The 1,732-nt window shown below is 47.5% G+C and carries 2 protein-coding genes; one reads left to right on the top strand and one right to left on the bottom strand.

Translation table 11 applies throughout. From position 1 onward, the window contains the following. Positions 1-95 precede the first annotated feature (95 nt). Positions 96-1,451 carry a PGAP1-like alpha/beta domain-containing protein gene (locus B0H50_RS12955; RefSeq protein WP_199219647.1) on the bottom strand — a complete coding sequence of 452 codons (1,356 nt, stop codon included), beginning with the start codon at positions 1,449-1,451 and terminating at the stop codon, positions 96-98. A gap of 33 nt (positions 1,452-1,484) precedes the next feature. Between B0H50_RS12955 and B0H50_RS13220 the strand changes: the two genes are divergently transcribed. Next, positions 1,485-1,732, top strand: a 248-nt coding sequence (locus tag B0H50_RS13220) for a hypothetical protein (RefSeq protein ID WP_146193780.1), incomplete at its 3' end; no start/stop codon positions are given.

Below are 1,732 nucleotides of genomic sequence, written 5' to 3'. Positions count from 1 at the left end.
TTTTTCGAGAAGGCTCTGGACATTCTTTCTTGCATCATCTTTTTCCATGATGCAAATATAGTAAACTTTGCTTGTTTTGTAAAGTATTTATCTGCCTAATCTATAAAACGCCAACGCTTAACATCGGCAACACTGTTTTTCAGACTTTCCGTACTTTCCGCCCAGCTAGACGCCTTGGGAACAATGCTCGTCCCCTGTTCCCGTGAAGCCGCGGAAACAACCAATCCCATCGTGGCTGCTTTAGATGCAAGGGCGAACGCCTCCGAACTCATGGCATCGTCGCTTTCCGCAAGCTGCGAAAAGAAATTCATCATGGCCTGAGTGAGGGCTTCGGGAACAAATAATCCCGTCCAATCGGTAACCTTCTTGAACGGATCCGAATACGTAATGCTCTTTTCGCCGCCCATCAGCCTGAACATGGGTTGATTTTCGCTTGGAGAAATTTTCTTCAAATACGAGATATTGCCTTTTTCACCTTTCCCTGGGTTCACATACTTGACCAAAGGGTCGTCTTCCGAATAATCCTGCAGGTTGCCTTCCACAAAAAACGGAGCTACAAAATTTGTCAATCCCAACAATGTCGCCCAGGAGAGACTCGATATGGCGACCGATTTTGCCATGAAATTGCCTCGCATATTGAGACTCGCCAGCGATAAAGCGACAAGGGAAGTGGAAACACCTTGTAACGCTTCCCATTTATGCCCGACCAAGTCTAGCTGCATTTCAAGGACACCGGTGCCTTCGTGCGGGCTGTCGAGCGTTATCACCTTGTCCACGTCGCCGTGATAGTAGTCACTATTCTGCGTGTACTCACGAGCTACAACACCACCCATGCTGTGACCGATGAGAATGTAGCGGGAGGCAAGTTGGCGGTAGAGGTCGGGGTTCTGGCGGATGATTTGAAGGGCGGTTTGACCTCTCAACGTATCATATACAGCTTTCACTTCTTGAGCTTCTTCAACAAGAGTCCTTCGACCGCCAAATCGACTCGTACCGCCTTCAGCCCTGTTCCAAGTTCGGTCTCCCAATTCAATTGCGTTTTCAATGGAACTATTAGGCGGTTCTGAAAAAGAACGCCAATGATATACACAAGAATTATGCACAGCTTTATAAACGCTGTCGTATACAGGTTCCTCAAATATTCGTGTTCTTAACCATTGGTTCAAACGAGTATTTTTCTCATCCGCCTTTTCGATATAACGCCCAATATTTGCATTACCAAGATAATTCGTTGCGTCATAAGCTTGCGGATGGTTTGCATTTTCCTCAAATCCCTGCAATTCTCCATCAGCATTCTTATGGCCATATGCACCATGTAAAAGAAGCACGTTATAATTCGTCAAACTTTCCATAGGCTTGGGAACAGCCCAACAACAGACAACAAGTACAACTACAAACAAAAGAATAGGCTCTGTTCCCTCAAATGGTTGTTGATAAGTTTGAAATGACATAATTTGTCATCGCTAGAATGTATATTTGTGGCGATGGACGGGATTGCGCCACAGATAGCCCTGCTCAGGCAGATGTACATGGGACTGGACAAGAAGTCCCGCAAGGCGTTCCTCGCCTCCATCGGCCACAAGGACAGCCATGAGGAGAGGCCCGCCGGGAACAGTACCATAGACGCCTTCCTGCATGAGAAGCTCGGCTGCCATATCGCGTGTCCCGACTGCAAGTCCGAAACGGTTGTCAAGTGGTCCGTCCGCAAGGACGGAACCAGGCGATACAAGTG

Origin of the sequence: Hallerella porci (assembly GCF_003148885.1) — a bacterium.
GTDB classification, from domain to species: domain Bacteria; phylum Fibrobacterota; class Fibrobacteria; order Fibrobacterales; family Fibrobacteraceae; genus Hallerella; species Hallerella porci.
This window is presented reverse-complemented; position numbering and strand designations above follow the sequence as displayed.

Excerpts from the sequence above, each read along its gene's own strand:
- B0H50_RS12955 (WP_199219647.1), bottom strand. The coding sequence starts at position 1,451 with ATGTCATTTCAAACTTATCAACAACCATTTGAGGGAACAGAGCCTATT.